This window comes from Paraburkholderia diazotrophica (genome assembly GCF_038900755.1).
Lineage (GTDB): Bacteria > Pseudomonadota > Gammaproteobacteria > Burkholderiales > Burkholderiaceae > Paraburkholderia > Paraburkholderia diazotrophica_A.
The window spans coordinates 276,212-300,813 of record NZ_JBBPEN010000009.1 but is presented as its reverse complement, the minus strand read 5'-3'; the positions used below and the strand labels follow the sequence as shown (position 1 = coordinate 300,813).

Genomic DNA, 24,602 nt, shown 5'->3' with positions numbered 1-24,602 from the left:
GATGAGAATGGACTTCAATGCCAGGGAGATTGAAGTGAACAAACAAACGATGAATGTAGAACAACACGCCGTTGCAACAGCTGTCGCCGAACCCGCTGCGGATTGCCGGCGGCTGGTGCAGGTCATTCTCGCGGGTGGATCGGGTACACGTCTGTGGCCCGTGTCACGCGAGCAGTATCCGAAGCAGTTGATTGGCGTCGTCGGCGATCAGTCACTGCTGCAAGCGACGATGAAGCGGATGGATGGCTTCGCGAGAGCATGGGACGTGGCGGCCGAACCCGTCATCGTGTGCGGCGCAGAGCATTCGTTCGCGACTCGCGAACAGGCGCAGCAATGCGAAGTCAAGCCGCGCATCGTCGTCGAGCCCGCGCGTCGCGACACGGCGCCTGCGTTGACGCTCGCTGCGTTGGCCGCAAGCACCGACGGCGATGACCCCATTCTTGTGGCGATGCCCGCCGACCATGCGATCGCGGACGTAGCGGCATTGCAGGCCGCGATCGAACAGGCCGCGCAGCTCGCGCAGGCAGAGGGTGTGATCGCCACGCTCGGCGTGCCGCCAACGCGCGCCGACACCGGCTTCGGCTATATCCGCCTTGGTGCGCCGCTGAACGACGGCGCGTACCGGATTGACCGCTTCGTCGAAAAGCCCGCGGCCGAGCTTGCCGCGGAATACGTCGCGTCGGGCAACTACTGGTGGAACAGCGGCATGTTCGTCGTGCGCGCATCCGTGTGGCTCGAAGCGCTCAAGCGCTTTCAGCCCGAAATGCACGCAGCGTGTGTCGAGGCGCATACGAACGCGAAGCGCGACGACGTGTACATCACGCCCGGCGCGGACGCGTTCGAGCGTTGCCCATCCGATTCGATCGACTATGCGGTGATGGAGCAGCTCGGCAAAGAGGGCTCGCCCTTCACGGGTGTCGTGGTGCCGCTCGAGGCAGGCTGGTCCGATCTCGGTTCGTGGGACGCCGTGTGGGAGGCGATGGACAAGGACGAGTTCGGCAACGTCGCAAACGGCCGCGTGATGATGGAAGGCGCGACGGCCACGTATGCGCGTTCCGAAGGCGGCCGGCTGGTGGCGTGCGTCGGCACCAACGGTCTTGTCGTCGTCGAGACGGACGATGCCGTGCTCGTGGCGGATCGCTCGCACGTGCAGAACATCAAAGGACTTGTATCGCGTATTCGGCAGACGAAATCGCCGGAAGCGGAAAACCATAGAAAAGTACGCCGCCCTTGGGGCTTTTACGATTCGATCGATAACGGGGATCGCTTTCAGGTCAAGCGGATCGTCGTGAGTCCGGGTGCGCGTCTGTCGCTGCAAATGCATCACCATCGGGCAGAGCACTGGATCGTCGTCAGCGGAACCGCACTGGTCACGCGAGGCGAAGAACAGTTCTTGCTCACTGAAAATCAGTCAACCTTCATTCCCCTTGGCGTTCGGCATCGTCTGGAGAATCCCGGACATGTACCTCTGCAGATCATCGAGGTCCAGTCGGGCGCGTATCTCGGCGAAGACGACATCGTCAGGTTCGACGACCAGTACGGCCGTTGCAACTGATCGACGGATGTTGCCATGGGTGATGGATAGAAGGGGGTAATGATGCGTGCAATGACAGGTCTGCTGGCGAGGGTGTTCGACGTCGCCTTGATCGTGGCAGGTGCGCTCGTGGCGTCGCGAATCCGGTTCGACGATGCCTCGCAGCGTGGGTTCTATCTCGCGTTTGTCGCGTTTGCCGCGGCATTTTCGCTCGCCATTTTTCCGGCTCTCGGTGTCTACGAGTCTTGGCGGGGGCGCTCGAAGCGCGTGCTCGCGGGTCAGGTGGCGTTGGGCTGGCTGATCGTGCAGGCGTGCGCGTTGGCGTTGATGTTCTCGCTCCACCGCATCGACTTCGTGTCGCGTCTGTGGTTTGCGTACTGGACGGGTATTTCCGGCGGTTCGCTCATCGTCAGCCGTCTCGTGATGCACAGGCTGCTCGGCCGAGCCCGCAATGCGGGTCTGGATTTGCAGCCCGTTGCGGTGGCCGCTTGCGGAGAGCACTGCAACGAGATCATTCACCGGATGGAGAGCGAGACGACGTCGGGCTTCCGGCCGCGGGCGATCTACAATCTGCGCCCCGAGGCGCAGACGTTGCCGCACGTGCCCGCATTCAACGATCACGAGGCATTTGCCAGCTACGTTCGCGAGCAGCAGATCGGCGAAGTGTGGCTTGCGTTGCCGCTCGCCGAAGAGCGCACGATCCTGAAGCTCGTGAACGAGTTTCGCAACGATCTGATCAACATCCGCTTCATGCCGGACGTGCGCACGCTCGCATTGTTCGAAGGCGGCGTGATGAGCCTGGTGGGTCTGCCGACGATCAATCTCGCAGCGTCGCCGTTGCCCCCGAACGCAATGATGAAGAAGGACATATTCGATCGGCTGTTTGCGTTCTGCGCACTCGTGGCGATCTCTCCGATTCTGCTTGGCTGCGCAATTGCAGTGAAGCTGAGTTCGCCGGGGCCCGTGTTCTTCAAGCAGCGTCGCAAGGGCGCGGATGGCCGGGTCTTCACGATCTACAAGTTCCGCACGATGCGTCTGCACAAGCAGAAGGCGGGCGTGCTAGAACAGGCCAAACGCGGCGATCCGCGTATCACGGCCGTCGGCGCCTTCCTGCGTCGCACCAGCCTCGACGAATTACCGCAATTCCTGAATGTGCTGCGCGGCGAAATGTCCGTCGTCGGCCCCCGTCCGCACGCACTCGAACATGACGACCTGTATCAGAACGTCGTGTCCGGCTATATCCATCGCTACCGGATCAAGCCCGGCATCACCGGTTGGGCACAGGTGAACGGATATCGCGGCGAAACGGATCGCCTCGAAAAGATGGAAGGACGTGTCGAACACGATCTGTACTATCTGCGCAACTGGTCCTTCGGACTGGACTTGCGCATCATCCTCGCGACGATTTTCAAAGGCATTGTCCATCCCAACGCGTACTGAGCATAAGGCCAAAAATAATGAACGTTCGACAGGGAGCGGGTAGCGGACCCGGTTGGTTGAAGCGCGAAACCAGTACGATCGCGAGCGATCTGGAGAGCGCCGTGAGGAAGTCGCTGAAGACCATCGGGCGCCGCAAGTTCCATTGGGAGCACGCGCTGCAGGCAAAGAAAATTCTGCGCGTGCTCGAAAAGACCTACGGCAAGGTTGATCCGATGAACCTCAGGCTCGCCGACACGTATGCACGCGACGTGTTCGGCGCTGCCGTCTACGCGCCGTGGCTCCGCGCCTATACGGCATTCAACCGCAAGTTCAAGGAAGGCTGGATTCCCGACAACTTCTACGGAACCGTCGTCGTCCCGAGCATGAAAGGATGGCACGGGAAGATCTCGAACCTGAAGACAGTCTCGCAGCTGATCTTCGGGAGCGAGACCTTTCCCGACATCGCGTACTTTGCGAATGGCCTGTTCTTTTCGGCTCACAAGGTGGCGATTCCGCAGGCGCATGTCGAAGGATTCGTATTTCAGAACGCCGATCGAATCGTCTATAAGCTGGACGGATCCGCGCGCGGCTCGGGCATCCACATCTTCGACCGCAAGACGTTCGATCCCGAAGCGATCAGGTCGTATGGCAATGGCGTGATCCAGACGTATATCGAACAGCATCGGGTGTTCAGCGAATTTACGTCGAATTCGGTTGCGACGCTGCGCTTCACGACAGTGGTCGATGACGTCGGCGACATTTCCGTTCGCTCGTGCTTCCTGCGCTTAGGCAGAGCGGAGCACACGCACGTCACGGCGGAAGACGAGGTGTGCGTGCCCGTCGATCTGCTCAAGGGCGAATTGCGTCGCGAAGGCTATCTCGACAACTGGCTGGCTGTCGACGCGCATCCCGATTCCGGATGCTCCTTCGAGGGCGTCAAGATTCCGGCGTTCTGGAAATGCGTTGCGACCGTGCTCGAATTGCACGGCAAGATTCCCTTCGCGCGATGCGTCGGATGGGATCTGACCGTCGACGTCGATGAAAACGTCAAGGTGATGGAGTGGAACGCCGAGCATAACGACGTCAAGTTCAGTGAAGCGACCCAGGGTCCGTGTTTTTCGGATCTGAAATGGGAACGCCTCAAGGCTTCGTTTGCGTAGGTGAGCCGATGCCCCAGGCAATCAGATTCGAGAAAGCCGCACTCGGCGCGCAATGCGACGGGCAAACAAGCAGCCGTAAGAGCGGCGGGCAGCGAGTCGGCCTTGAGAAGGAGCGCGACTTGAGCGAACAGCTTTGGTGTGTGCACATCGAAGGGATCAACGATTACGTTGCGGCCATGTCGCGTGAGGCAGCCGAGCGGGAGGCATCGGCGATCAACGCATATCTCGAGCACGCGGGCGACAAGGCGCCCGCGTCGATCGTGCGAGCTACCGCGATCGAATGGCCTTTTACCGCGGCCGGCCATGCACGGTCGCTTGAAGTCGACTGGGACGATTTGCAGCACATGCCGCACAGGCTCACGGACGCCGACAGCTCCAGGGAGACGCTGCCGCCTTCGATATGGCGGCGGCTCAAGGCGTTGGTGCGCGGAGCGTGAAGCAAAAGGGCATGCGGACACGTGGAAACACGATGACGCACGAATAGGTTTCTTCCGCTGAGCTTGCATGACTCAGCGCACGAGCCGACAAGATTGTTCATTGACTAAAGCGGAGTTCCGACATGTGGTATGGCATCGGTGCAAGGATGATGGTCGTTGGCGCTTTTCTTGCGCTAGCGGGTTGCGGCGGAGGTGGCGGAGGCGGATCGGGTTCCACGACTTCCGGCAGCGCGAGTTCGCCGCAACTCGCGGCCGCGACGAAAGTCGACGACGGCACAGCGATGGGTGATACGAACTGGCCTGCGGGTTCGACAGCAACGGGTGGAACGGGACAGCCGGTGAGCGGCCTGAACTGCGGCGTGCGTGGCAATGCGTACACGTACTCGCATTTGTCGATCTACCTGAACGGCAGGCAACTGGCGTTGCCCGAAAACATCGGTACCGTCGAGCCGACGATGGCCGTGCAGACGGGCTGCGCCTATCCGCTGCATACCGATGACCAGACGGGCAAGATCCGCATGGACTCGAGCACCGGCGCGTCCTATACGCTCGGCCAGTTCTTCGCGATCTGGGGACAGCCGCTGTCGACGTCGAATGTCGCCGGATTGACGGGGCTGCCCGTCACGGTCTATGTGAACGACGGCGGCACGCTCACGAAATACACGGGCGATCTCGCGAGCCTGCCGTTGCCCGTGCACGGCGAAGTGACGATCATGGTCGGCACGCCGCTCACGCAGATTCCCACCTACACATGGAACGATCCGCCGCCGTTCAATCAGCAGCAACCGATCGCGCTTGCGTTTGGCGGTTTGATCGGCGCGCCTAACTGGCCGAGCGGCAGCACGCCGACGGGCGGCACGGGTTCGCCTGTCGATGGAATCGTCTGCGGGGTGGGCATGAGCGAGGCCTATCACGTGCACGCGCATCTGGCGATCGTCAGAGATGGCCAAGGGCTCGCGCTGCCCGCGCAAATCGGCATTCCGTCACCGTGTAACTATGAGATGCATACGCACGATTCGACGGGGATCATCCACATCGAAACGCCCAACGTGAAGAGCTTTACGCTCGGCCAGTTCTTCGACATCTGGGGCGAACCGCTGACGACCACCAACGTCGCGGGTGTGATGGGCAACGTGATCGTGTACATCAACGACAACGGTGACGTTCGTCGCTATCAAGGCGATCCGCGCAATATCGAGCTGATCTCGCACCGCGACATCACGTTGCAGATCGGGCAGCCCATCAGTACGCTGCCGACCTACACGTGGACGGATGAGGCGCAATAAGTAGCATTCAGGTAGCAGGAAGAAAGGGGCGGCGCCGTCAGGCCGCCGCTCCGACGCGCGTGCGTGCCTCGTCGTCCGTCGGCACGGACTGCAGCACGGCTTGCACGACGCGCTCCACGCCTGGCCAGTTCTTCGCGTGTTCGCCGGGCACATACTGCTGGGGCGACACGCTCACATAAGGCGGCGGATAACCCCATATCGCGTCGTGCACTTCGGGCCGTGTCACGCTTCCGCCGATCACCGCGACGGTCGGACGGCGGAACGCGGCCGCGACGTGTAGCAGCATCGAAGAATTCGTCAGCACGACGTCCGCCTTTTCGGTCAGCGCAAACACGATGCGCATCGACACTTCCGCTGCCAGCGAGCGGACGGGCACGCCCGATCCCGCTGCGGCGATCGCCTCGGCGGCGCGCGCCCGATCCGCCTCGCTGCCGACGATCACGATGTTGCAGGCGTTGCCGGCCTGTTCGAGTGCGTGAACGATTTGCGTGAGCGCGACGCCCACCTGTTGCGCGGGCCATGCCTTGGTCGGCACGCCTGCTCCAACGCCAACCACCAGGCGCACAGTCCTGCGCCCGGGTACGTCGCCGGTGTTCCATATCGGCGTGGCCTGCGCTCGCTCGTCGCCCGTCAGGAAGAGTTGCGGACGCACTTCGGGCAACGCCGTTGCGCCGAGCAGTTCGCCTTGCGCGAGCGCGGCGCGTCCGCACTGCCGTCTCGCGTATTCGACATAGGCCTGGCACGCGCTCCATCCGCCGCGATAACCGCGCACGCCGATTCGATATCGCGCGCCCACGCGCATCATGAGCAACGCGCCCATATAGCTGCCCAGCACGTCGATTGCGACATCGAAGCCGCCTCGCGCGCGCAATGCGGCGACCTGCGGCGACTTCCAAAGAAAGCGCAACACGTTGCGATGCGAGCGGTCATCGACGAGCTTGTTGTTCCAGGGCGCGTCGAGTTCGACGATCTCGTCGATGAACGGATTGTTCTCGAGTATCGGCCGCCCCCAACTGCCGATGCCGGCGATCAGGCGCGTCGTCGGAAAGCGCTCGCGCAGCGCTTCGAAGAGCGGCGTGGTAGTGAGCAGTTCGCCGAAATCGTTCGGGCGCAGCACGAGAATTTCACGCGGCGTGTCGCGCTGCGGGTCAAAACGTGGCGGGCAAAATCGGCCGGTCAGCCAGACCGGCGTTTCGATCAGCAGACTTTTCCAACCCATTGCTTCTCCATCCCGGCACGAGGTTGTCGCCGTCGGTGCGCGTTATCAGTGCGCGTGTGCGGCTGGCTGCGTGCGCGTCGATTGAAGCGCGTGGGACCGGCCGGATATGACGCCGATTGTGCATCGGCGCGATCGCATGGAACCGCCGAGGTCGCTCTCTTTTCCGCCATCGTGTGTGGGTTGGGGCACAGGCGATCGCTTCGATTGAACGCCCGTTAATCTTTCAGATTAACGCGATTTGTATTGCAGGAATATTTCAATGTCGATAATGCAAGCCATTACATCCGGTAGATCCCGCTGTAATTAAATGAAATATAAAGGCCGCAGAGCTTAATGTTTTCTTCAGGTTGTATCACTACGATCGCCCTGCCTGCTCGGACGCGCTCGCCGTTGTGTTGATCAGCCGCTTCCAGCTTCGCGAAGCGGTCATGAACGGCGGCGGACGTCCACAACGTTTTCGGCTTCGTGTCAGTGCCGCACTTCCGGGTTCTTCTCGCGCGCGGCTATGCGGCCCATCGACTACGGCGTCAGCAGAACGCCTGGTTCATAGAACCTTCACATCGGCACTCCAATGGCGATTAATGCGCTGGTTTCGAATGTCGGACTCGTACGCGAATTTCTGGCTTGCCTGTGTGGCGTATGCGCGGTATTCGGCATTCTGTACACCGTCGCGGCCGCCGCGCTGGTCGGCTGGTTCTTCGCGCGAAGCTCGCCTAAGCCGAGAGGCTTTCCACCCGTCACGGTAATCAAGCCGCTGCGCGGAATGGAGACCGCGCTTCTGTCGAATCTGCGAACCTTCTGCGAGCAGGATTACGCGGGCGAAGTGCAGTACCTGTTCGGTGTCCAGGATCCGAACGATCCCGCGCTCGATGTCGTGAAAGAGCTTCGACGCCTCTATCCCGACGCGCACATCACCATGGTCGCGAATAGCGAATTGCACGGCTGCAACCGGAAGGTCAGCAATCTTCTCAACATGCTTCCTTTAGCCGTCCACGAGCACTACGTGTTTGCGGATAGCGACGTCGCGGTCGGCCGCGATTACCTCAGCAGAGTGATGGGCGAACTTCAGTCGGAAGGCGTCGGCCTTGTCACGTGCGCGTACGTGGGCGCGCCCGACCCCGGTTTCTGGCCGAAGCTCTCGGCGAGAGCCGTCGATTATCAGTTTCTTCCCGGCGTGCTGATCGCGCTTGCATGGGGCCTTGCGCAACCGTGTTTTGGCCAGACGATTGCGATGCGTCGCGAAACGCTCGACAAAATCGGCGGGCTGCGCCAGTTCGCGGATCTGCTCGCCGAAGATCATGCGATCGGTATGGCGGTGAGAGCGGCAGGGCAGCGCGTGGCGGTCCCCGGTTTCGTGATCGGCCACGCATGCCCCGAGTCCACGCCCGCGCGGCTCGTCGAGCATGAGTTGCGCTGGAGCAGAACCATCCGGCGAATCGATCCGTATGGTCATCTTGGCTCGGCCGTGAGTTACCCGGTACCATTGGCGCTACTCGCGCTGCTGTTCGCAAGTGCGCCGCCGTGGACGATGTATCTGCTCGCGGCCGCGTTGTGCGCGAGGCTCGTGCTTCAGTGCCGGATGGATCTCGCACTGAAGCGCTCTGTTCGTGAACCCTGGCTTCTGCCGTTGTGGGACGTGATGGCGTTTGCCATTCTTTTCGCAAGTCTGCTTTCTTCGCGCGTCGTCTGGAGAGGCGTGAGTTTCGACGTAGACGACGATGGCCTCCTCAAGGTCGCGCCCGCCAGTTCTTCCACCGACTGAGCAACGGTAGCTTCCCACCAATTCCAATTCGATGATCAGGCACGTCAGCAGGTTCGCGGCTTTGGCAGGTCTCTTGATTGCGCTTTTCGTCGTGTGGCGCAGTCATCCCGCAGAGGTACTGGGTCTCTTGCGCGGCGCGGGCGCGGGGCTGATCGTCGCCGGGCTTGCGCACGTCCTGGCGATGCTGGCGAACGCCCGCGACTGGCAGACGCTGATACGCGGCGCCAATCGGCCCAGCCTGCTTTCGATGCTGAAGCTCGTGTGGATTCGCGAGTCGGTGAACTGCATGTTGCCCGTTGCGCGCGTCGGCGGCGAACTGGTCTCGTTCCAGTTGTTGCGGCGCTGGCGCGTGCGCGCGTCGACGGCGGCGGCCAGTCTCGTCGTCGATATGCAATTGACGATCATCAGCCAGTTCGTCTTTACGATGGCCGGGATCGGATTTCTCGCGGCTCGCGGCGATTCTGCAACGGGTCACGTGGTCGGCGGCCTCGCATGGAGCACGGCGCTGCTCGTGCCCGTACCCATCCTCTTCGCGCTCGTCCAGCATGCGAACCCGTTCGCGCTGGTGTCGCGAGGACTCGATCGGATGACGAGCGGCAAGCTCACCGCGCTGGTCGGCCATTCGGTGAAAACCGATCAGTCGATCAAGGTGATCTGGCGCAGGCGCGCCGTCGTTCTTCGCTATCTGTTCTTCTGGCAGCCGCTGCAATGTCTCGCGACGGCGCTCGAAATCTGGCTCGCGCTCTATTTTCTCGGCGCAAACGTGAGCTTTCTCGCGGCGCTGACCATCGAAGTGCTGATTCAGGCGGTGAGCAGCGCGGCCTTCGTTGTGCCCGGCGCGCTGGGGATTCAGGAAGGCGCCTTCGTGCTGATCGGCGGATGGCTCGGCATCGAGCCGGCGACCAGTCTTGCGCTGGCGGGCGCGCGGCGCATCCGCGATCTGTTGATCTTCATTCCGGGCCTTTTTGCGTGGCAGTTTTCGCTGCGCAACGCGCGGTGACGGTGCCCGTCACGGTCCTGGCGTGTCGGGCGTCGTCAGGCGTCATCAGTTGTCGTCAATTGGCCGGTTCTGCGCGGCCTGCGTGGCATAACTTTCTTCACGCCCTTCGCCAACGATCCCCTCTGCGGAATGCCCTCTGAATGCCTATGGGCATGCTTCTTTCATAGCGTATCGCTCAGAACGTAGTAATGTATCGCGGGAGCCAGTTTTCGCCCGGCCCCTTTGATTCTCGAGGCGCTTATGTCCAAAGACGCAGACACCACTTTCGACGAACAGGTTGCTGCAATTGCAGACCGCATGACCCAGGAAGGCCGTGACGTTTCTCCTGTGACGATCTGGTCGGAGGTCCATAGCGGATCGATCGTCGCCGTTGCCGTCGCCTTGCAACGCTGGCGCGACGCGCGACAGCCGCAGACGCCGCCCGCTCAGGTCCAGGCCGAAGTGCCAGACGACTTGGCCGAAGCACTGATGAACATCGCGCGCCGGCTCTGGACGGCATCGCACGAAGCCACGTCGCGGGTGTTCGGCGACCGTCTGGGCGCGGTGGACCATCAGCTCGCCGTTGCGCTGAAGGAGCGCGACGAGGCGCTGAGCGAATATCAGAAGACGGAGAAGGAAGTCGAAACCGGCCGCGACCGGCTCGACGGATTGACCAGCGAACTGCAGGCGCTGGACGAAGCGGCGACGCGCGCCCGCACGGAGCTTGCCGAGGCGACCGCTCGCGCCGGGATGGCCGAGGCGAAGGCCGGCGAGCTGGCGCAGCACGCATCGGCGGCGCAGGCCGGGCGGGAGGCGGCTGAGGCGTCGCTGGTCGAGCAGCACAAGGCGAACGAATGGCTCGCCGCGACGGTGTCGGGCAAGAACAACGAAATCGCGCGCCTCACGCAGGAGCGCGACGATGCGCGGCGCGAAATCGCGACATTGAACGACGCATGTCAGGCGAAGGCCGCCGAAGTGGAGCGATGGACGCAGGAGGCGGGCGCCGCCGCGTCGCGCGCCGATGCCGCCGACGTGCGGGCAAGCGAGAGCCTCGCGCGGGTCGTCGCGCTGGAGGCTGATCTGGAGGCGCATCGCAGCCAGTTGCAGGCCTCTGAGGAGACCGCGACGCGCGTTCAGGCCGAACTGGCCGCTGCGACTGCCCGCGCGCAAAGTGCGGAGGCGAAGGTCGAGGAACTCGGGCAACGGGCGTCGATGGCGGAAACGAAGCTCGAAACCATGCAGGCATCGCTCGACGAGCAGCGCACCGCGAATGAACGGCTGGCCGCGACGGTGTCGAGCCAGAACGACGACGTTGCGCGGCTCACGCAGGAGCGCGACGACGCTCGGCGCGAAGTGTCGACGTTGAATGACGCGTGCCGCACGAAGACGGAAGAAGCGGCGCGATGGTCACAGGAGGCGGGCGCGGCGACATCGCGTGCCGAAGCCGCCGAGGCGCAGGCAAGCGAGCGCCAGGCGCGGCTCGCGGCGCTGGAGGCCGAACTCGACGAAACCCGCAGCGCGCTGGCAGCCGAGCGGCAGGCGGGCGCGGCACGGGCGGATGACATGGCGGCGCGGGTCGAAGAGCTTCAGCGCGTCATGCGGGAACTCGAAGCGGCCAAGGGGCAGATCGACGCGATGAGCGAAGCCAGGACTGCCGCGAACGCCGAACTCGAGCACACCAGGCACGAAGCATCCGCCGCAGAGCAACGCGCCGACGCAGCCGAACAGCGCGCCACGCAGTTGGAGCAAAGTCTCGCTGCAGAGCAGCAGGCAAGCGCTGCGAGGGCGGCAGAAGCAGCGGCGCAGCGTGAAGAACATGAGCGCACCACGCGCGAACTGGCAGAAGCCCAGGCGCAGATCGTCGCGATGACCGAGGCCAGGACTGCCACGAACGTAGAAATCGAGCACATCAAGCACGAAGCATCCGCCGCAAAGGAACGCGCCGATGCAGCCGAACAGCGCGCAGCGCAGCTTGAGCAAAATCTCGCGGCAGAACAGCAGGCGAGCGCTGCAAGGGCGCAAGAAGCAGCGGCACAGCGCGAAGAACATCAGCGCGTCATGCGGGAACTGGCAGACGCCAAAGCGCAAATCGAAGCGATGAGCGAGGCCAAAATCGCCGCAGACGCCGAGCGCGAGCGTCTCTCGCACGAAGCATCCGCCGCCAAGGAACGGGCCGACGCTGCCGAACAGCGCGCAACGCAGCTTGAGCAAAGCCTCAAAGCAGAGCAACAGGCAAACGCTGCGAGGGCAGAAGAAGCGGCAGCGGTACAGCGTGACGAATATCAGCGCGTCGCGCGGGAACTAGCAGAAACCAAAGCGCAGATCGACGCGACGAGCGAAGCCAGGACTGCCGCGAGCGCAGAACTCGAACACATCAGGCACGAAGCAGACGCCGCCAAGCAACGCGCCGACGCAGCCGAACAGCATGCCGCGCAACTGGAGCAGCGCCTCGCCGAACAGGAGCGCGAAGCGGCAGCCGCAAGAGACGCGCCACGCGAGCACCAGGCCAGCATCGAACCTGGAGCAGCGACCACCGCGGACGAAATCGCCGCGCTGCAACGCCAGATCGACGCTCAGTCGAAAGCCCACACGAAAGCCTATAACGAGCTGCGCGCCAACGCCGAGCAGTGGGTCACGTACGCGAAGGAAATCAAACAGCGGCTCGAACAGGCGAACGAGAAGATCCTGTTCATCGACGCACGCAGCACGGGCGAAGTTGCGCTGTTGCGCCGACTCTCGTCCGAGCTGGAGCGGCTCAAGCCCGATCACGAACTGATCTACCGCGATGCGCAAAAGAAGCTGATCGGCACGACGATGGCGCAGCAGCTGGCCCAGAAAGGCTATCGGTACGATCCTTCCACGGCCGTCATGTCGAAAGTGGAGAGCTGACGCCCATCGCTCCAGCAGACGTTGCCCCGTGCCTGGTCAGATGATCGACCAGCATGCGCGCGGGCAGCGGCAGCGTATCGAAGTTGCGCGCGACGATCAGCATCGGGCGCAGCGACCAGGGCTCGTCGAGTTCGATCACCCGATAGCTCGCCGTCTGCGCGTAGGGCATCACGCTGCCCTCGGGCAGCACGCCGATGCCGAGCCCCGCGCCGACCATGTTGCGCACGCCCTCGAAGCTCGTCACCTCGATGCGCACGCGCAAGCGCCGGCCATCGCGCTCCGCCGCCGCGCGGCACAGCTTCGAAATGGACGTGGCGTAGGGCATGATGACGAAGTCTTCATCGAGCGCATCGGCGAACCTGACAGCCGCGCGCTGCGCCAGCCGATGCCCGTCCGGCACGATCAGCACCAGCTTGTCGACGCTATAGGTGCGCCATTGCAAGTCTTGCAGCGAATCGCCAGGCGCGGAGCAGATGCCGAGATCCGCCATGCCGCTCGCGTTCGTCGGCTCGCTCGTGACGACGTTCATCACATACAAGCTGACGTCGAGCGTCGAAGCGATGATGGTGATCGCGCCCATCAACGGCTTCTTCACGCTGGGCTGCGCCTATGTGTGGATGGCCATCTATCCTTGCGAGCTCTTCACGAGCTCGGTCCGTTCGACGGCGATCAGCTTCGTGTTCAACGCGGCGCGATTGATCGCATGGGTGTTCCCGATCATCGCGGGCAGCATGATCAAGTCGTTCGGCGGCGTGTCGCATACGGCGCTCGCGCTCGGTTCCGTGTACGTGCTCGGCATCGTGCTGCCGTGGTTCCTGCCCGAGACGCGCGGCGCGGGCATGCCGGACTGATTGCGCGCTGTGAATCAGCGCGTATGCACGCGCTCGAGCGGCGGCGCCGTCAGGTATCGGGGTGCGCCGCGATGAAGCTGGTGAATGCGTCATACGGCTGACTCAATATGGCGCCGTCGATCATCAGGCCGTAGGTCGAGTCTCCGCTATCGAGTACGTAGTACATCACCGACTGGATGTTTTGCGTCTTTCTGGCCGTGAAGTAGCTGGCGAACTGAGCACTGATATAAGTGGCCCGATAAGCCCCTGTCTTTTCGGGCCCCGTGTTCCACTCGGTGAGCAGGAACGGCACGCCGTAGCGCGACTTGCAGTACGCCGGCAGATTGAAACCCGGACCTGACCCATCGGAACCGATATCGAAGATGTTCCCGTAGACCTCGAAGTTGTGCCACGTCGTCATGTCCCATCGCAGCGTCGGATGACCGCCTGTTCCATCCGGCTGCATGCCGTCCCACAAGGCGTCCGATGCGCCGATGTCCGCGACGCAGAAATTGATGCCGCAACTCGCGCCGGGTTGCACCGACTTCACGCCCTGGATCATACCCCGCATGACACCGCGCATGATCGGCCAGTTCGTGTTGTTGAAATCGACGGCCTTCGTGCCGGCAGTCGTGGCATCGAGAATGATGTCGCTTGCGCGCGTCAACTCATTGCCGCACTCGTACATCGTCACGCCATAGGGCGCAAGCGCGTTGGCGACGGTCGCCGCGCAGGACTGCCCACGGTCGTACGCGATCGATTCGCTCGCGAACATTCTGCGGTTGCCGTCGTAAATGCTGAGATCGATGAGCACGAACAAGGTCAGGCCCGCCGACTGGAATGCCTGAGCGAGTTTCGCCACGGCGTTCAGTTGCGTCGGGTCGTCCGTGCAGCCGAGCCGATACGTCGAGCAGCCCAGGGTCTTGATGATCGATACGATCTGGGCAGGCGTGTAGCGATAGTCGTAGTGTCCGTTGATGCCGTAAAACGTGCCCGCACTCGCAGCATTGACGACACGCGGATTGTTGGTGACAGCGCTCGGGCCGGAACCGCCGCCCCCGCATCCGTTAAGTACATAGCTGCCGCCGAGCGCCGTCAGGCAGCCGAGAATCTGGCGTCTTTTGATCATGAGAGATTTCCGCTGCCGGAGTGCAGGAAACAAACCGTGTAGATGCTGGAGGGGCAACGACACACATGAGCCGCCCTTGCCGGCGAGTCGTCGACCAGTAATTCGTGCCATTGCCGCATCTGCCGGTCATTTTTTCGGCAAGAATATGACGGAATAGAGGAAACGTTATAGAGAAAGCGACATACAAAAAGCGGTGGGAAATGTGCTGGAACACATCTGGCAGGTAATCGTGACCGAATACGGTGAACGCGATGGGCGGAGGCAGATAGAAAACGCTGGGATCTTTCGGGCGAAGCGATATCTTCCGGCATGACTTCTTCGAGCCGAGGCAACGCGACGGTATCGACGTCAATCGCGTCCACGCGGATATGCCGCAGCGCAAGATGGGCTAAGAAGCGCCGATCTGATGAGCGCATAGATATTGGACCAAGGTCCAATATCCGCTCGCGCACGCCCGGCCTATTCTTGACTTCGCGCATGTTAGTTCGGAGATTCGCATGACGACGTCAAGGAATCTACTGATAGCCATGGTCCGTGCGGCGCTCGGTCGGCCGTACGTTTTGGCCATGACCCGATTTCGGGCGATGTTGCAGGCAGAGTGTTCCATTCAAGGCCCATTGCACACAGCCCGTATGCCGGGCAGGGGAAACACGGGCCGCGCACGGCGAAGCCGGCCATGAAACGGGTGCCCGACTGGGACCTCCTTCAGACTCGCGAAACGATCAGGCAAGCTGCCTATGAGCTCGCTCGCGGCGGAGTCTGTGAAGGATGGCAGGACGTATGGCGAGCGCTTCGCGCGCGCTTCACCGTCGATCAACTGACGACGATCTTCGAGAACCCGCTTTGCCGACTCGATGTCGATCAGCGTTGCTGTCGCGCGCGCAATCCGGGGAAGCACGACAGCGGGCTATCGGCCTGTTCGCCCTTGATCAGGCGAGACCTGTGCGAAAAAAACGGTGCATTGATTCCCCCGGCTGTAGATCGTCAGCCGCAAAGAACGGGACGGCTCGCCGGGAAAATCAAGGCGCTGCTGGCGGATGGCTGCGAGCGCACCGCGATGCAGATTGCGCAGCAACTGGGCACGAGTCGCAACGAGGTGCTCGTCGCTGTGCGCGCGATGTTGGCCGATGGCGCGCTGCAGGTAACGCGCCACGTTTCCGCGAGTCATCGTGGGCGGGGGGCACGCGTGTTTGCGTGTGCCGGTACGGCCGCGAGGAAGAAACATGAAGAACGCGGGTTGTACGCGCCGTGGCCGCAAGCGGACCCGGTGGTGACGACAGCCATCGATGCCATTGCGCGTCACAGGTGACGATGCTTCGGGTTGCGTGCTAACGGGGGGACCAGAAAGAGGGAATCGAAAAAGGCGCGAGCGGCGCTTTGACGAGGATTGCGCGTCTGGCTGATGGTCGTCCGCTTTGGTGGAAGCTGCACGTGTTGTCGCGGCTCGCTACCCGGTATCTGATATCGCGGTCAACCGGACGGCCATGTTGCTTTGTCTGTCGCTTGTCCTGCCGACATTGCGCATTGTTCTTCTGATCGGCGGAGGCAGAATGCTGAATCAGTTTGCCGAAACCTTTCTTCTTGTCGTCGCAGGTCTCTTTCCCGTCATCAATCCGCCGGCGGCGGGATTCATCGTCCTTAGCCTGGTCCCGCAAGCGACGCCGGCTGAGCGAGCCTATCTTGCCAAAAGCATCTCGATTAACAGTCTGATCATCTTGTTTCTGTCGCTCTCGATTGGCGCGTACGTGTTGTCCTTCTTCGGCATATCGCTGCCCGCATTACGGGTGGCCGGCGGAATGGTGATCGCGTTTGCCGGATGGAATCTGCTGCACGCGCCTTCGGACGCGGATCGCGAGCCGGAACAGAGGACCGTCTCCGACGCGACTCGCGAGGCCTCGTTGCGCGCGAGGGCCTTTTATCCACTGACGCTTCCGATCACCGTCGGCCCAGGATCGATCGCCGTCGCGATTGCACTCGGCACAGGCAGGCCACGCGGAGGCGTCGCGATGATTCACCTCGCCGGTGTGCTCATGGCCTTGGCCGTTCTATGGTGCAGCATCTACTTGTGCATCCGGTTCACAGCGAACATCGAGAAGCTGCTTGGACCAGTCGGCACTGAAGTCGCCGAGCGGCTCTTCGCGTTCATACTCTTTTGCATCGGAATTCAGATCTTGTGGCTGGGCATCGATGATCTGCTCGAATCGGTGCCCTTGTGGGTGCGTATCAAATGACATATGGATCGGTCGATGTCGTCGAAACCGGGTCGCGCCATGTCTTTTCACCCTGGCTTTCGCGGTACCGGAAAAACGGATTGGACATTGCAACGGCGTTTGATCCTGGGATGCTAAATAAGATGAGTAAGTGAGGAGACACGTGATGACGCTCACGCCGATTACCCAACGGACGATATCGAGAGAGTTGCTCGATGTCCTGATTCGCGCCGGACTGATCGCTGTTCTGGCCGTCTTCTGTTTCCGGATCTTCGTCCCGTTCCTCAACCTGATGGTTTGGGCCTTGATCCTCGCGATCACACTGTATCCGCTTCAGGTAAGACTTCGCGGTCCGCTTGGCGGCAAGGACGGCCTGATCGCCACGCTGATCATTCTCGTCGCGTTCGCGGTCATTCTGGTGCCGACCTATCTGCTGGGCGTCGCGGTGGCCAATTCGATCGAGCGCTCGATGGCCATTTTCAGGAGCGGCAATCTCCAGATTCCGCCGCCTGCCGAATCCGTCGCCGCGTGGCCGATAGTGGGTCAGCGGGTGTACGACTTCTGGGCGCAGGCCTCGACCGACATGACGGGTCTTGCGCAAAAGTTTGCGCCGCAACTCAAGGAAGCCGGCCTCGCGCTACTGGGCACGGTCACGGGTCTTGGCGCAGGGCTGCTCGTGTTCTTCTTCGCGCTGATCGTCGCGGGCATTTTCATGGCTCACGGCGAGAAGGGCTATGGCAGCGCGGTGCAGATCGCGTCGCGCATCTCGGGACCCGAAAACGGCCGGCAGATCGCCGATCTGTGCACCGCCACCATCCGGGCCGTGGCCCAGGGCGTGGTCGGCATCGCGTTTATCCAGATGCTGCTGATCGGCATCGCGTTCATCGTGATGGGCATCCCAGGCGCGGGTCTGCTCGCGCTCGCCGTGCTGCTGATCGGCATCATGCAGTTGCCCGCCACATTGATCACGATTCCCGTCATCGCGTTCGTGATCGTTACGGAAGGCGTGAGCACGGCGACGATCATCTTCTCCGTCTATGTCTTCGTCGCGGGTCTCGCAGACAACGTGCTCAAACCACTTCTGCTCGGGCGTGGCGTCGCGGTGCCGATGCCCGTCGTGCTGATCGGCGCGCTCGGCGGCATGGTGACGGGTGGGGTGATCGGGCTGTTCATCGGTCCCGTGATGCTCGCAGTGGCCTACCAGCTGTTCTGGCGTTGGGTAAGGGAGCAGCCGGAACGCGAGCCGTGGCAAAAGCAGAAGCAGCCCTGAAAGATGCTGCGGAGATGGCCATGTTGCCTTCGATTCGCCGATACGGGCCGCTGCCGCTGCTCCAGCCGGGCTGCGTCATCGCGTGCGTCGCTGGCGTTCTGGCCGCCTGCATGCGCGTGGGCCCCGACTTCCATCCGCAGCATGAAGCGTGGAGCGAACACTGGAGCAGCGCATCGATAGAACAGCTCGCGCAGCAGGCGGCGCAGCCTGACGTACGGCAGTGGTGGCAGGTATTCGGCGACGCGAATCTAGAGCATCTGATTGCCGAAGCCGATGCGGGCAATGGCGATCTGAAGATCGCGGGCCTGCGCGTACTCGAAGCACGCGCGCAGCTCGGCATCGCGCTCGCGGGGCGCTACCCTCAGGTGCAACAGGCGAGTGCCGATGTCCTCGCTTCGGCGCGCAAGCGCTCGGATGGATTCAACACGCGCTCGGGCGTCTATTTGCAGTACGGCGCGGGCTTCACGCTCGGATGGGAGCTCGATTTCTGGGGGCGTTTCGCTCGCGCCATCGAGTCGGCAGACGCTGCGTTCTTCGCCGCGCAGGCGAACCGCGACGCGGCACTGGTGCTATTGCACGGGCAGGTCGCCGATACGTATTTCGTGTTGCGCACGGCCGAGGCGCGTCTGCGCATTGCGCGCGAAAACGCCCAGTTGCAAAGGCGCAGCTACGAGATCACACAGAAGCTCTTCAAGGCCGGCGAGACTGATGAGCTGGATCTCCAGCAGGCGAGAACGCAGTATCTGGGCACGCTGAGCAGCGTCCCCGATCTCGAAAGCCAGATCGTGCTCGCACGTCATGCGCTGTCCGTGCTGATGGGGCGGCCACCGGGCCCGCTCCCCGAACTGGATGTGCAATCCGGAAAAGAAGGCGTGGTGCCGCTCGTGGATCGCGCGGTACTCCAGGGCGTTCCCGCCGATCTGCTCTTGCGCCGCCCGGACGTGCGCGCCGCCGAGTATCAGATGGCGGCGCAATCGGCACTTATCGGCGTCGCCAAGGCCGATCTCTATCCATCCGTTTCGTTGCTCGGCTCGCTGGTCTGGAGCGCGAGTTCGCTGACCGGCTCGCCGAACACGCTGGCCTTTGCCGTCGGCCCGAGCGTGACATGGAACGTGTTCGATAACGGAAGGATCACGAACAACGTGCGCGTGCAGGACGCCCGCTTGCAGCAGTTGACCGTCGCGTACCAGAACACCGTGCGCGAGGCGGCGCGCGAGGCCGACGATGCCGCCACCGCGTTGATCGCCGCATTGCAGCGGGACTCGATTCTTAACGACGCACAAGCGTCCGCGCGTCGCTCGCTCACGCTGGCCAACACGGTCTACCGCGAAGGATATTCGGACTTCCAGCGCGTGCTCGATGCGCAGCGCGCGCTCTTCGCGCAGCAGGACGCGTACATCGTCAACCGCAGCAATGCGGTGGGCAGTCTGGTCGCGCTTTACAAGGCACTCGGCGGCGGCTGGACGACCGAGCAGCCGCTCGTCGATGACGCGACGCGCGAGCAGATGCAGCAACGCACCGATTGGGGCGACATGCTGAACGAAGCGGGTGCGCCTGCGGCGACCACGCCATCCGACGGTGCGTCGCCATGAGCGAAACGACCGAGACCTCCCGATCGACGGCGGCGCCATCGCCGGGACCGCCTCCAGCGCCCCCCGCCGATCCGTCACGCCGCGCGGTGAAGTGGATCGGCGGGCTGATCGTGGTGAGTCTCATCTGGTATCTGCTTGCCGACCGCTTTACGCCGTACACGCAGCAGGCGCGCGTGCAGGCCTTCGTCGTTCCTGTGGCCGCGGAAGTATCGGGACGGGTGACACGCGTGTTCGTGCACGACAACCAGGAGGTCAACGCGGGCGACGCGCTGTTCGAAATCGACGGCGAGCAGTACCGCATTGCAGCCGATCGCGCGCGCGCCGACCTCGAAACCACGCGACGCCAGGTCGGCGCGAGCACGGCCGGGATCGATTCGGCGCTCGCGTCGCTTCGCGCAGCGATCGCAAACGAGGTCAAGGCGCGGCAGGACAGCGAGCGGCTCGAGAGACTGTATCGCGAGGACGAGGGTACAGTTTCGCTGCGGCGCCTCGAAGTGGCGCGAGCGACGCATGAGCAGGCACAAAGCCAGGTTGCGGCGGCGCGCGCCGAAGTCGAGCGCGCACGTGAGCAACAGGGCGGCGAAGAGGCCGGAAACGCGCAGTTGCGCAGCGCGGCCGCCGCGCTGGAGAAAAGCGAACTCGATATTGCCAATACGCGCATCAAGGCGCGCACGGGAGGCGTTATCACCGATCTCAGCACAGAGGTTGGCCAGTTCGCGTCGGCAGGCAAGCCGGTGATGACACTGATCGCGATTCGCGATGTGTGGGTCAGCGCAGAGATGACCGAGAACAATCTGGGTCATCTGAAGCCGGGCACCCCCGTCGCGATAGCGCTGGACGCCCTGCCGGGCGAAATCTTCGAAGGCCGCGTCCGCAGTATCGGCTATGGCGTGAGCGTGGGGCAGGATACGCCGCCCGGCAGCCTGCCCACCGTGCAGAACAGCCGTGACTGGTTGCGTCCCGCTCAACGCTTTCCCGTGATCGTCGAGTTCGATCGCGACGAGCGCTCGCGTCTGCACAACATTCGCGTGGGCGGCCAGGCCGAGGTCATGGCGTTTCCGGGTCAGGGCAATCCGCTCAATCCGCTGGGCCGCGTGTTTCTGCGCGTGATGAGCTGGGTCTCCTATCTCTACTGACGACGGCTATGGACAACAGGCTCCTGCTTCCCGGTCGACGCGCGCTCCGCCTGGCTATCGGCACAGCGCTATGTCTCGCGCTCAGTTTCGCGCTGGACCTGTCGATTCCCGTCGTCGCGCCTGTGTTTGCCGTCTATCTGCTTGCGACCCGAAACCGGCCACTGTCGTTGAAGGCGGGCGTGCTTCTCGCGCTTGTCGTGGCGCTGACGACGGGCAGCGGCCTTCTCCTCGTTCCGTTGCTTCGTCACTACGCGTTCGCTGGCGTGGCGCTCATCGGCCTCATGCTTTTCCTCGCCTTTCGATACGGATTGCGCGGCGGCAACAATCTCGTCGCGACGTTTCTGGTAGCCGGACTGACGATGATCTCCGCTGCGGGCACGGCTGACTTCGAACTCGCGATGACGGTTGTCGGCGCATTGGTGAAGGGGCTCCTGCTTGCGGTACTCGTATCCGTACTGATGCACGTGCTCGTTCCCGAGCAGCCCGTGAGCGCGCGGCCGCAATCTGTCGCGCGGGCCATGCCCGACGATCAGGCCGCGTACATCGCGCTTCGCGCCGCACTCGTGGTGATGCCCGCGTATCTGCTCGCCATGACCGATCCGGCAAGCTACATGCCGATCATCATGAAGTCCGTCAGCCTCGGCAGACAAAGCTGCACGACGACGGCCCGCAGCGCGGCGCGCGATCTGATCGGCTCGACGCTGCTCGGCGGCGTGCTAGCCATCGCGTTCTGGTTTTCGCTCAGGCTCTTTGTCGATCTATGGATGTTCTTTCTGTGGATGCTGCTTTTCGGCCTGCTGGTGGGACGCAAGCTCTACGCCCTTAGCGAGACGCGCTGTTCGCCGGGTTTCTGGCTGAACAGTCTTGTCACGATGATCATTCTGCTGGGGCAATCGGTGCAGGACAGCGTTGCGGGCAAGGATGTCTACACCGCATTTGCGGTGCGTATGGGGCTTTTTCTGGCCGTAACGGTCTACGCGTGTTTCATGCTTCTGCTGTTCGAACAACGCCGCCAGGCGGGATGAGGCGATGTGCAGTCGTGGGTCAGCCGAACCGTTGAACCGCACAACTTTCGCCGATGGATGAAACGGTGTACTTCTGCGCGATTATGGCGCTGAAGGATTAGCCGGATAGAAAGCGGTATTGACCGATGGAAAGTTGCGGGGAAGCAATCAGACGCAGCAAATCGACGGAGCACATATGCAGGCGCACACCAACAGATGGGCGTGCGGTCAACTCGACAGTCCGCGTGCTCGCATGAAAACGGGCGTTGTCCGGTGGAAACGGTCGCATTGCGCGCGATGGATGATGGGCGCGTGTCTGCTCATCGCGCTGTTTTCCTCGCAGTTACATGCGCAGGGGACACCGGATCAACTGTCGAGCCGCACTGTGATTGGCGGCAACGTGAAGCAGCATGCGGACGCCGTGCTCGCCATCATGACGTACACGACAGTTCCCGATGTCACGACCAGTTCGCTGTCGATCAATAGCGGGACGACGGGCAACCCGGGTTTTGGCCAGACGCAGTTCGGCGGCGGGTTCACGATCAGCAAGTCCTTTCCGTTGTACATGGAGGGCACGCTCGCCTATAGCCGCTACGATCCGACTTTCATCGCCTCGGATGGCGCCACGCAGCGCGAGGTGCCGACCCGATGGAATACCTTCAGCGGCACGGTGGGCCTCGGTTGGGATTTGCGGATCACCGATGAGCTCGTGTTCCGGCCCATCCTGAACGGTACGATCGGACGCGTGTCGAGCGATCTGAAGGTCGGGCAATCAGTCTTCAATCACGTCACGGACAGCAACCTCCAGTTTCTCGAGAACGGATCGCTGGACGCATACGGCTATGGCGGCTCGCTGATGCTCGATTACGAGCACTACCGCGAGAACTACGAAATCGATGCTGAACTGCGAGCTACCGATATCTATCTGCGCAGCTTTGGTGGCTCCGACGCCGTTCAGGGTTCAGCGATGGCGCAGCAACTGAGCCTGTGGACGCGCTGGCGCGCGCCGACGGGCTGGCGCGCGTTGGATCGGCCAGTCCGCTACGTGCTGGAGCTTGCCTACTCGCATTACTTCGGCGACAGCGCCGGCGTGCTGGGCTTTAACGATCTGACGTCGTTGGGCGTCGGACTGGAACTCGACAGCAGCAAATATCCGATCGTCATCACTCGCACGCGCGCGCTCGTCAGATATGTGTTCGGACACAATGTGCACGGCGTGTCGTTCGGGCTGGCGGTGAGCTTTTGATTCCTCGGGAGCGTCGGCCGGCATGTTGCGTGCGCTGACGCTCGTGACCGAAAGAACCACTAACCGGACAGCGGACGCAATGCCGTTCCAAAAGAAGAATGGTTCAGTCACGCGAACGGCAATAGAGGAACCGCTCGGCCTGGCCGGGAACGATGCGCGTTCTAAACGTCTGCAGTCCATAAGACCAAAGTCCAATACCGTCGATCAGACGCAGCGCCTAGACTGAATTCGCGCACACTGGACACGAAGCGTCGAGCGTGCGCGCACACATGAGCCGTGCTGGATTCTTCAATTCAATCGCCATTGATCGTGGTCCGCACTCGCTATCCGGTAGAACCTGTTCCGGACAGCGGACGACTGGTTGATCGCCGGGAGCGCAGAAATGAAAGCGAGTCACGTTTTTCTTGCGATGGCTGTCGTGATGACGGCATGCCCGGCACTTGCCCAACCGCAAACCACAGTGGATGTCACGAAGGGGGCGGGCAGCGCGACGGTAGTCGGAACGTCGAAGGTGACGGCCACGGTCGTCGCAATCGAGCCGGCGACCCGGACCGTTACGCTCAAGGACAGGAAAGGCAAGGTGATCCAGCTGGAGGTGGGAGAAGAGGCGCGCAACTTCGATCAACTGAAGGTCGGAGATATCGTCACGACGGAATACAGGGAAGCGATGTCGCTGAGCCTTTCGAAAACGAACGGTCCGCGTTCAGCGACGCAACGGCTGATTGAAGAGCGCGCGGCTCCCGGAGCCAAGCCAGGCGGCACGATTGGGCGGGAGATCACCGTGATGGCCGATGTCGTCTCGGTCGATACGAAGGCGAAGACGGTCACGTTGAAGGGTCCGCAGGGCAATCTGGTCGACGTGCACGTCGAGGACCCGGAGCAGATGAAGAACGTCCACAAGGGTGATCAGGTGGAGATTGTCTATACAGAAGCCGTCGCGATCACGGTCACGCCCGGCGCCACGCAGTAAAGCGGCGCGGAACATCACGTATGGAGCGAGCGCGCTGGCGGCCAACGGTGCGCGGATGTCGTGTTCGATGCAGGTGAACAGCGATGATTCTTCGTAGAACAAGCCGGCTTCGCGCTGGCACGGAGGAGGCGATGCGCGGCAAGCCTGAAACCGGCAGCGCCATCTATAGATGCCTGTTGCTGACGGGTGTTCTCGGCTCGCTGCTGTCCCTGACGGGATGCCCATACTATGCGGTGCCTCCCGGCACCGTCATCACGACGCCGGCCAGCTTCGACCGCTCTTTCGCAGCCGCATCGGGCGCAATGCACGACGAGGGTGTGTCGATTACCGTGCAAGACCCTGCGAGCGGCACGATCGTCGGCGTGCTCGACGGTGCTACTGTGACCTCGAGCGTACGACAGCAAGCCGATGGAAGTGTCGTCGTGCAGTTCAATTCGAAGGACGCGCGCGACCCTTCGCTACTCGATCGCATCTCGCGCAGTTATGACAGACGGATGGGACGGTGAGTGCATCGTCGGGCGGACATGGCC

General features: G+C 62.6%; 21 protein-coding genes. 18 read left to right on the top strand and 3 right to left on the bottom strand.

Going from position 1 to position 24,602, the window contains the following annotated elements:
- Nucleotides 1-49 precede the first annotated feature (49 nt).
- From AABE10_RS26595 to AABE10_RS26575, 5 genes are all read left to right on the top strand, one after another.
- A complete protein-coding gene (locus tag AABE10_RS26595) occupies nt 50-1,555 on the top strand; it encodes a mannose-1-phosphate guanylyltransferase/mannose-6-phosphate isomerase (protein ID WP_342936184.1) in 1,506 nt (501 codons plus the stop codon).
- Between the two features lie 42 nt (nt 1,556-1,597).
- Nucleotides 1,598-2,974 carry an undecaprenyl-phosphate glucose phosphotransferase gene (locus tag AABE10_RS26590; RefSeq protein WP_342936277.1) on the top strand — a complete coding sequence of 459 codons (1,377 nt, stop codon included), beginning with the start codon at nt 1,598-1,600 and terminating at the stop codon, nt 2,972-2,974.
- A 113-nt stretch (nt 2,975-3,087) separates the two neighbouring features.
- Entirely contained in the window at nt 3,088-4,113 is a 1,026-nt protein-coding gene (locus AABE10_RS26585; RefSeq protein ID WP_342936276.1) for a sugar-transfer associated ATP-grasp domain-containing protein, read from the top strand.
- A 119-nt stretch (nt 4,114-4,232) separates the two neighbouring features.
- Nucleotides 4,233-4,550: a hypothetical protein gene (locus AABE10_RS26580; protein WP_342936183.1), complete on the top strand. Its 318-nt coding sequence runs from the start codon at nt 4,233-4,235 to the stop codon at nt 4,548-4,550.
- Between the two features lie 122 nt (nt 4,551-4,672).
- Nucleotides 4,673-5,836, top strand: a complete 1,164-nt coding sequence (locus AABE10_RS26575; RefSeq protein WP_342936182.1) for a hypothetical protein — start codon at nt 4,673-4,675, stop codon at nt 5,834-5,836.
- A 37-nt stretch (nt 5,837-5,873) separates the two neighbouring features.
- On the opposite strand, the gene AABE10_RS26570 is transcribed toward AABE10_RS26575, so the two are convergent.
- Nucleotides 5,874-7,055, bottom strand: coding sequence for a glycosyltransferase family 9 protein (locus AABE10_RS26570; RefSeq protein ID WP_342936181.1), 1,182 nt, complete (start codon nt 7,053-7,055; stop codon nt 5,874-5,876).
- A 571-nt stretch (nt 7,056-7,626) separates the two neighbouring features.
- Here AABE10_RS26570 and hpnI point away from each other — a divergent pair.
- The 3 genes from hpnI (at nt 7,627) to AABE10_RS26555 (ending at nt 12,685) form a co-directional block, all read left to right on the top strand.
- The gene (hpnI, locus tag AABE10_RS26565) at nt 7,627-8,817 is read left to right on the top strand and encodes a bacteriohopanetetrol glucosamine biosynthesis glycosyltransferase HpnI (RefSeq protein WP_342936180.1); all 1,191 of its coding nucleotides are present in this window, start codon (nt 7,627-7,629) and stop codon (nt 8,815-8,817) included.
- Nucleotides 8,818-8,848: 31 nt separating this feature from the next.
- Entirely contained in the window at nt 8,849-9,817 is a 969-nt protein-coding gene (locus tag AABE10_RS26560) for a lysylphosphatidylglycerol synthase domain-containing protein (RefSeq protein ID WP_342936179.1), read from the top strand.
- 240 nt (nt 9,818-10,057) lie between these two features.
- On the top strand, nt 10,058-12,685 hold the full coding sequence (locus tag AABE10_RS26555; protein ID WP_342936178.1) for a DNA-binding protein: 2,628 nt from the start codon (nt 10,058-10,060) through the stop codon (nt 12,683-12,685).
- Here the strand turns inward: AABE10_RS26555 and AABE10_RS26550 are convergent.
- Nucleotides 12,663-13,175: a LysR substrate-binding domain-containing protein gene (locus AABE10_RS26550; RefSeq protein WP_342936177.1), complete on the bottom strand. Its 513-nt coding sequence runs from the start codon at nt 13,173-13,175 to the stop codon at nt 12,663-12,665. The genes AABE10_RS26555 and AABE10_RS26550 overlap by 23 nt on opposite strands.
- Between AABE10_RS26550 and AABE10_RS26545 the strand changes: the two genes are divergently transcribed.
- Complete coding sequence (locus AABE10_RS26545; RefSeq protein ID WP_342936176.1) at nt 13,159-13,536, top strand: hypothetical protein; 378 nt, start codon at nt 13,159-13,161, stop codon at nt 13,534-13,536. The two genes, AABE10_RS26550 and AABE10_RS26545, sit on opposite strands and share 17 nt — an antisense overlap.
- A 49-nt stretch (nt 13,537-13,585) precedes the next feature.
- On the opposite strand, the gene AABE10_RS26540 is transcribed toward AABE10_RS26545, so the two are convergent.
- The gene (locus AABE10_RS26540; RefSeq protein ID WP_428983386.1) at nt 13,586-14,644 is read right to left on the bottom strand and encodes a hypothetical protein; all 1,059 of its coding nucleotides are present in this window, start codon (nt 14,642-14,644) and stop codon (nt 13,586-13,588) included.
- A 676-nt stretch (nt 14,645-15,320) separates the two neighbouring features.
- Here AABE10_RS26540 and AABE10_RS26535 point away from each other — a divergent pair.
- From AABE10_RS26535 to AABE10_RS26495, 9 genes are all read left to right on the top strand, one after another.
- Entirely contained in the window at nt 15,321-15,953 is a 633-nt protein-coding gene (locus AABE10_RS26535) for a hypothetical protein (RefSeq protein WP_342936175.1), read from the top strand.
- Nucleotides 15,954-16,062: 109 nt separating this feature from the next.
- On the top strand, nt 16,063-16,875 hold the full coding sequence (locus tag AABE10_RS26530; RefSeq protein ID WP_342936174.1) for a MarC family protein: 813 nt from the start codon (nt 16,063-16,065) through the stop codon (nt 16,873-16,875).
- Between the two features lie 145 nt (nt 16,876-17,020).
- Complete coding sequence (locus AABE10_RS26525; RefSeq protein WP_342936173.1) at nt 17,021-18,124, top strand: AI-2E family transporter; 1,104 nt, start codon at nt 17,021-17,023, stop codon at nt 18,122-18,124.
- A 20-nt stretch (nt 18,125-18,144) separates the two neighbouring features.
- Nucleotides 18,145-19,716: an efflux transporter outer membrane subunit gene (locus AABE10_RS26520; protein WP_342936172.1), complete on the top strand. Its 1,572-nt coding sequence runs from the start codon at nt 18,145-18,147 to the stop codon at nt 19,714-19,716.
- Nucleotides 19,713-20,852 (top strand): HlyD family secretion protein, encoded by a 1,140-nt coding sequence (locus AABE10_RS26515; RefSeq protein ID WP_342936171.1) that lies wholly within the window; start codon nt 19,713-19,715, stop codon nt 20,850-20,852. Before AABE10_RS26520 ends, AABE10_RS26515 begins: the two co-directional genes overlap by 4 nt.
- Nucleotides 20,853-20,860: 8 nt before the next feature.
- Nucleotides 20,861-21,877, top strand: coding sequence for a DUF2955 domain-containing protein (locus AABE10_RS26510; RefSeq protein WP_342936170.1), 1,017 nt, complete (start codon nt 20,861-20,863; stop codon nt 21,875-21,877).
- 283 nt (nt 21,878-22,160) lie between these two features.
- On the top strand, nt 22,161-23,102 hold the full coding sequence (locus tag AABE10_RS26505) for a hypothetical protein (RefSeq protein WP_428983391.1): 942 nt from the start codon (nt 22,161-22,163) through the stop codon (nt 23,100-23,102).
- A 382-nt stretch (nt 23,103-23,484) separates the two neighbouring features.
- Nucleotides 23,485-24,072, top strand: a complete 588-nt coding sequence (locus AABE10_RS26500; RefSeq protein ID WP_342936169.1) for a hypothetical protein — start codon at nt 23,485-23,487, stop codon at nt 24,070-24,072.
- A 131-nt stretch (nt 24,073-24,203) separates the two neighbouring features.
- Nucleotides 24,204-24,578 (top strand): hypothetical protein, encoded by a 375-nt coding sequence (locus AABE10_RS26495; RefSeq protein ID WP_342936168.1) that lies wholly within the window; start codon nt 24,204-24,206, stop codon nt 24,576-24,578.
- Nucleotides 24,579-24,602 lie beyond the last annotated feature (24 nt).